This window comes from Prevotella sp. P4-119 (assembly GCF_002251345.1).
Classification (GTDB): Bacteria; Bacteroidota; Bacteroidia; order Bacteroidales; family Bacteroidaceae; genus Prevotella.
The window spans coordinates 1-6346 of record NZ_NPJB01000109.1 but is presented as its reverse complement, the minus strand read 5'-3'; the positions used below and the strand labels follow the sequence as shown (position 1 = coordinate 6346).

At 38.5% G+C, this 6346-nt stretch carries 5 protein-coding genes; all 5 read right to left on the bottom strand.

Going from position 1 to position 6346, the window contains the following annotated elements:
- The coding region (locus tag CIK89_RS13230; RefSeq protein ID WP_144007427.1) for a hypothetical protein at positions 1-827 on the bottom strand (827 nt) is incomplete at its 3' end.
- A gap of 3 nt (positions 828-830) precedes the next feature.
- Complete coding sequence (locus CIK89_RS13225) at positions 831-1742, bottom strand: restriction endonuclease (RefSeq protein WP_094391825.1); 912 nt, start codon at positions 1740-1742, stop codon at positions 831-833.
- Between the two features lie 407 nt (positions 1743-2149).
- Entirely contained in the window at positions 2150-2611 is a 462-nt protein-coding gene (locus CIK89_RS13885) for a DpnI domain-containing protein (RefSeq protein WP_094391824.1), read from the bottom strand.
- A gap of 3 nt (positions 2612-2614) precedes the next feature.
- Complete coding sequence (locus CIK89_RS13215) at positions 2615-3436, bottom strand: KilA-N domain-containing protein (protein ID WP_094391823.1); 822 nt, start codon at positions 3434-3436, stop codon at positions 2615-2617.
- A gap of 587 nt (positions 3437-4023) precedes the next feature.
- Positions 4024-5289 (bottom strand): ATP-binding protein, encoded by a 1266-nt coding sequence (locus CIK89_RS13210; RefSeq protein WP_094391822.1) that lies wholly within the window; start codon positions 5287-5289, stop codon positions 4024-4026.
- Positions 5290-6346: the final 1057 nt, after the last annotated feature.

Genomic DNA, 6346 nt, shown 5'->3' with positions numbered 1-6346 from the left:
ATATTATCAAGTATAATAGCACCTAAAGGATAAGCTTTATAACTCCAATCATTGTTAATAGTCACAAGACATATACAGAGGAAACCATTTGGCTCACCCATCTTATAGCAAGTCAATTCACCATCTAAATTGGTTTTTGCAAACTTGAAATCTTTTGCCACACAATCCTCAACAAAAGAAGTAATGTTTTGATCAGATGTACAAGCTAGCAATGCGTAATAATCAGCTTTGATTCCTGACTTAACAGAAAATGTACCTAGAGTCTTTGTAACTGGAACACTTCCTTGTACTTCATATCTAGTGATATCCTTCTTGCATAAGGTTCTCACTAATCCAGACATCTGTGCAAGCAATGAATCTGAAACAAATTCTTTTCTTTTGAAAAGCCATCTTTTTAGAGTTTCAGTACTTGCCTTACTTGAAGCATTTGAAACAAGTCTTGCACAATTACCACTAATTATAGGAGCAATAGAATCTCCTTCTTCTGGTTGAAGTTTTACTGTATAGGTTGTATCTACAATATCACTAATATTTACTCTAATAGATAACTCATTGTTGTTCCTAAGAGCAAATAGAGCTATAGAGTTAATAATTTCCATATTTTCTATAGGTGAGAACAAACCTTGCCTGCACTTACCTTGTTTAGTGTCTTCCCACAACTTTGTGTTTTCATTCCATACACTTACTTGATAAGTACAGGTATCATTAGGTTCAATGGAAAGAATATTATCTTCTATGGAAACCTTGTACTCCTTCTTGTTTACTAAATCACTGCACGATGAACAGATGATAGAAAATATTGCTATAATAGATAGTATTTTTTTCATAATTTACTCTCCTTCATCAAAATAATCAGTATCAATTCGCTTAACAATATAGGATTTCTTAATACTAACACCAAGGTTGTATTCAATCATAAGGGAAGCAAGTTCTTTGCCATCTATCAGCACTATCTTCTTGCTTAAACTATCCACATACTTCTTAGCATCCTTTGAATAGGTAGAAGTTGTTATAAAGACACCCTTTGAAGCCCTTTTCCCATCCAAGGCACCAGCAAATTGTTGAATAACTGGTTCTCCAACTACATTAGTCCATCTTTTAGCCTGAATGTAGATTTTATCTAGACCTAGTTTGTCTTCTTTAATGATGCCATCTACACCACCATCCTTACTTTTTTTAGTCACTTTAGCAGCATCTTCAAAATCACCGCCATAGCCCATAGCCACAAGTAAATCTACCACTAGCTTTTCAAAGAAGGATGGGGATAGATTCATTATCATTGACAGAAGTTCATCAGATAAAGAATCATTGATGCTAGTATAGGCTTCTTCCAAAGCTTCAGTAGGGGTAACACCTAAAGAAGCAAATGAAGGCTTGGTTGGCATAACTGCTTTCTTTGGCTTCTTGGCACTCCCTGCATATTCAGCAAATTCCTTATAATCCAGCAAATCATCAATAGTAAGAGTATTGTGATTGGCTAGGTATGCTTTGCCCCTATCAGTTAGCTTCCAGATACCTCTTTGTGGGATTTCAATAAACAAAGCCCTTCTGAAGTATTGCCTACACCAGCCAATTCTATCAGTTACTTGGGTGGTGTTTCCCCCTTTAGTGGTTAGGGCAATGTCATCTTCAGTTAGCTTGAAGTGGGCAATCAACTTTTCCTTCATTTCCTTACTTGAAATTTCACCATCTTTCAGCATTAGAAGGAATGGGTACAAGAATTCTTCAAATGTAGGTATCATATCTGAACTATCTTTATTGGTTTATTCTTTTCTTGGGCATAATCTAGGGTAAACTTAGTACCCCTACTAGTACCATCCCAGAAGGCTAGTACACAATCACATTCATCAACGATGTCACAGGGACAGGTCAACGACATCAAGAATAATGCACAGTTTTTGGGTTTTAAGAATGATAGGGGAGTAATTCCCCTGTGTTACGATTTTCCATGCAAATTTATAAAAATAAAATGAGAGTTGCGAAGATGTTGACTGAAAAAATTATATTCATCTTTATTTTCTTTGGCCAGGCCTTTATCGAAGAATGATACATGAGGTCAAAATGGCCCCTGTTTTTTTCTTTTCCAAAACTGTTATCTGTTATCTGTTATTTGTAACGCAAAAAATTCATTTATGGAAACTGTCAACTGTCAACTGTAACGCTTGGGATTGTAACGCAAAATGAAGTCTGAAGTTTGAAGTCTGAAGCCTGAGGGAGTGGTCTTTATCATCCTACGAAAATCTTTCTTGTATCGGCGTAAAGTGACAAAATCGCCTTTGTCATAATAACGAGAGAAAAAAGTATTCAAATGAGAAAATACCTCAGCTTGCATTTCCTCAGCATCTCCCATTACCTCTAATTCCCCACGCAGTTTCTTTACGATTCTGTCATTGTCGATTTCACTCGTTGTGTAGCCCTCTTGTCGCATGGAATTAACCTTTTCATCCAGTCGCGCTTTTTTCTCACCATAATCAGATGATATATTGGAAGTTATTTGCTCTTTGACGATCTCTTCCAGTCTAATATTCAACCAATCTTCAGTCAGTACTCTTGCTATTTGGCTAGCACTTTTGTAACCTTCTGCTAATGATGTGTTGAATCTCAAATCCATCTCTTACTTCAAATATTTACGGCTTTCAGATTCTTTAAGCACCTTCATCTGCTGAATTGCAACTTGATTTAGTTTGACAAGTCTCTCTGTCTGCGGCATGCCATCGTTGATAAACACAGCATTCAAGTTCTCCATGTTTGAGAGACAAATGAGTTCGTTGATGGTTGCATAGTCGCGTATGTTGCCTTTCTTGTCGGGATTTGCATCGCGCCACTCTTTTGCTGTCATACCGAACATAGCAACATTCAAGACATCAGCTTCCTCTGCATAGATGAGCGATTTGTGATAAGCATCAATTTCTTCTGGCACGATATTCTGTTTGATGGCATCAGTGTGAATGCGATAGTTAAGTTTTGAGAGTTCACGCTTAACTGACCATCCGATTAGCTTTTGTTCCTCTTCCTTGAGACGCTGGAATTCTTTGACTAGATAAAGTTTGAATTCCACAGAAATCCAAGAAGCAAATTCAAAGGCAATATCAGTGCGAGCGTAAGTACCTCCGTAACGTCCAGCCATAGCTACAAGTCCTTTTGCATTGGTCGCCTCAATCCATTTTGATGGCGACATTGTGAAGGCATTGAGTCCTGCCTCTTTTCTAAACCCCTCGAATTCGAGGGGGTTAAAACTTGGATTGAATAGTTGTTCCCAAATACCCAGGAATTCTATCGTGTTGCGATTGCGCATCCAATTTGCTATTACACCATTTGGGTCACCACTATTTTTCTGGCGTGCAATATCTGTAATACACACAAAGTCCTCTCCTTCGTGTTTAATTGTACGAACTGTTGTGTCCTTTACTTCTATATTTGTAACCTTCTTTGCCATAATTCTTAATGATGTTAAACTTTGATGCAAAGTTAATAAATCTTTGTAAGAAAAACATTTCTTATCCTGAGAAAGTTTGAAATACATGTGTATTTTCTTCGAAAATACTATATAATGCCACCTGAAACGCCCACTTTTCGTTCACAATTTTCCAACTAATGCCATTATTTCAACCAGATTGTTGAAACTACAATTAGGTTCATCTTTGAACATTTTGCACCTTCAGGAGCACACAACAAAATGACAGAAAATGAAAATTTCGTTAGTTTTCCGTGTTAATAAATGTTATCTCCACTTTACAATCGTTGGTATCTTGGATTTTTTGTTTCCATTTTGTTCCTTCTGCCTAATCCTTTAAAGAAACTATACTGAATATCAATCACTTGCAGAGTATCGGCAGGATTTCAAGAAGAAGATAATGAGTGGGTACAATCACAGAATCTTCCCTGTTTTTTTTCTTTTCCAAAACTGTTATCTGTTATTTGTAACGCAAAAAATTCATTTATGGAAACTGTCAACTGTCAAACTGTAACGCAAAAAATCGTTTTCAAAAACTGTAATACTGTAAGCTGTAAGGATTGTAACTTTTACTCCATCACATCCTCGTTCTTCAGAAATTGGAACAGCCCCAAGAAGACATAACCTTTATCATCTATATATGTGGCAATGTCATCGCCCACAATGATTATCTTGCGGAAAGAATCATCAATTTTCTTCAGCGAGGCAAGTTCCTGCTCACGCTTCTCTTCCGTAGGCAAGGAGTATGCCGACTGGATGTAGTACTTGTTGAGACCATTCGTGGCAATGAAGTCTATCTCATACTGCTGGTAGGTACTCTTGCCATCACGCATCACCCGACTCTCCACCACACCTACATCCACCACATAGCCACGGATACGCAACTCATTGTAGATGACATTCTCCATGATGTGGGTAACCTCCTGTTGCCGGAAATTCAGTCGGGCATTGCGCAAGCCGACATCCACCACATAATATTTCTTGATACTCTCATAATATTTCCTGCCTTTTACATTATAGCGGCGAGCACCCTCGAAGAGAAAAGCATTCTCCAAGCATTGCATATAGGAAGATACTGTATCCGGATCAAGCTTTACATGCTGCACACTCTCCATAGTATTACGTATCTTGCTCGGATTGGTCAGCGAACCAATGGAAGAGCATAAGGAATCCACCAAGCACTCCAAAGCCACACGATTCTTGATACCATTTCGCTCTACCACATCATCAAAGTATGTCTTTTGCCATAACCTTTGAAGATAACTCACCTTCTGCTCAGGAGTAGGATGATTACGAAGAGCAGGCATTCCTCCGTATGTATAATATTCCTTCCAAAGTTCGTTAATAGATTCAGACCTATCTGTGCAGAACTCCTTGAAGGAGAAAGGGTAAACTCTCACCTCATCACCACGACCTCGAAAAATCGTATTGATGTCGCTTGAAAGAAACTTGGAGTTACTACCTGTAATATAGACATCAACATTGTCATGAGCATTCAAGCCATTCACAATACGCTCAAATCCCTCTACCATTTGTATCTCATCAAGAAATACATAATAGCTGGCATCTTCATCTATTATCTTGGAATAGAGATAGCGTTTCAGAACCATCGGATTGGTCAAATCCTCCCCAGTAATATCCTCATCCACATCAAAAGACACCATGATTATATTTTCCTTAGGTACACCTTGACTCACCAAATAGTCATGATAAACCTTTTTCAGAAGCCACGACTTACCACATCGACGAGTACCCGTAATGATTTTTACCTCACCATTGTCTCGCCGATGAATCAGCTTTTGCAGATAAATCTGTCTATTTACATACGTTGCCATAATCCTCTATTCTGAATTTACTGCAAATTTACAATAAATTCCGAATAGGGTAATCGTTTTGGTAAGGCAAAGCCATTTTTATAACATTTATTAACCGAGCAAACACTGAAAATCAGATAAATAAAACAGGGACGGGAAACAGGGACAGCTCTGTTCCACTCAGTTCCCTTGTACTTCCTTTTTTTTGCTTTTCAAAAACTGTTATACTGTTATATTGTCACGCTTGTAACGCAAAAATTGTTTTCGGAAACTGTTAACTGTTATCTGTTATTTGTTATTTGTAACGCTTGGGAATGAATGGCGTTGTCCTGTGCGTACAATTTCACGGGTATTACTTTTGTCCTTACAGGACGTTCTGTAAAATAATTGTACATACCCAAGGCGTTGCCCTGGGCTATGAAAATATTGCCCCATTCGGGGCGTTAGTAACCAAATAAGTAGTGGCGGTCTGGTAACACGACAAGCAAAGCGGATCCACGGAGCACACAGAGGACACGTGGCACAACCTTACGAAATTTTGGTGGTGCAAAGTTACGTATTACAACACGGAATTACGAATCCACGGAACACATGGAATTCCATACAATCAACGGCGGGCTGAAAGCCCAATGGCTTCCATAGCCCAGGGCAACGCCCTGAGGACATCATACAGCATATCTAACCACGTCCTGTAAGGACAAAAGTAAAAACCATGCGAGATTTTTGCTTTCAAAAACTGTAATACTGTAAATGTAACGCATAAAAATCGTTTTTGGAAACTGTTAACTGTTATCTGTTATTTGTTATTTGTAACGCTTGGGAATGAATGGCGTTGTCCTGTGCGTACAATTTCACGGGTTTTACTTTTGTCCTTACAGGACGTTCTGTAAAATAATTGTACATACCCAAGGCGTTACCCTGGGCTATGAAAATATTGCCCCATTCGGGGCATTAGTAACCAAATAAGTAGTGGCGGTCTGGTAACACGACAAGCAAAGCGGATCCACGGAGCACACAGAGGACACGTGGCACAACCTTACGAAATTTTGGTGGTGCAAAGTTACGTATTACAACACGG